The organism is Streptomyces hokutonensis, from assembly GCF_000376565.1.
In the GTDB taxonomy this organism is placed as follows: Bacteria; Actinomycetota; Actinomycetes; order Streptomycetales; family Streptomycetaceae; genus Streptomyces; species Streptomyces hokutonensis.
Genome location: NZ_BARG01000139.1, coordinates 1 through 659, shown reverse-complemented (window position 1 = coordinate 659; position 659 = coordinate 1). Strand labels below are relative to the sequence as shown.

Sequence of the window (659 nt, the reverse complement as noted above, 5' to 3'; positions counted from 1 at the left end):
CCCCCAGCCCACGCTCACGCGCGGCGGCCACGTACTTCAGCACCACGCCGGACTGCTTGACACCCAGCGCGGCGGTGGGTTCGTCCAGGATGAGGACGCGGGCGCCGAAGTAGACGGCGCGGGCGATGGCCACGCACTGGCGCTGGCCGCCGGAGAGGGTGCCGATGGGCTGGTCCAGGTTGTCCAGGACGATGCCCATGTTGCGGAGCTCCTCGTCCGCGGTCTGCTTCATCTTCTCGATGTCCAGACGACGGAACGGCCAGGGGCCCTTGGTCATCTCGGAGCCGAGGAAGAAGTTGCGCCACACCGGCATCAACGGCACCACCGCCAGGTCCTGGTACACGGTGGCGATACCGCGGTCCAGTGCCTGGCGCGGGGTGGTGAAGTGCACCGGTTCGCCGTCGACGAGGAACTCACCCTCGGTGTGCTGGTGCAGCCCGGAGATGATTTTGATCAGCGTGGACTTGCCCGCGCCGTTGTCCCCCAGGACGCAGGTGACCTGGCCCGGACGGACCGCGAGGTCCACACCGTGCAGGGCGCGGACGTTGCCGTACGCCTTGCCCGCATTGCGGAGCTGGACGGTCGGGCGGTCCCCGTCCTCCGGCTCCGTGTCCTGGAGGATGGCGCCATGGGTGTCAGCTTCTTTGCTTGCCATTGTG

Annotated in this window: 1 protein-coding gene; it reads right to left on the bottom strand. The window is 68.3% G+C overall.

The genetic code is table 11. From position 1 onward, the window contains the following. The coding region (locus SSP08S_RS54000) for an ATP-binding cassette domain-containing protein (RefSeq protein WP_019075956.1) at positions 1 to 655 on the bottom strand (655 nt) is incomplete at its 3' end. Positions 656 to 659 lie beyond the last annotated feature (4 nt).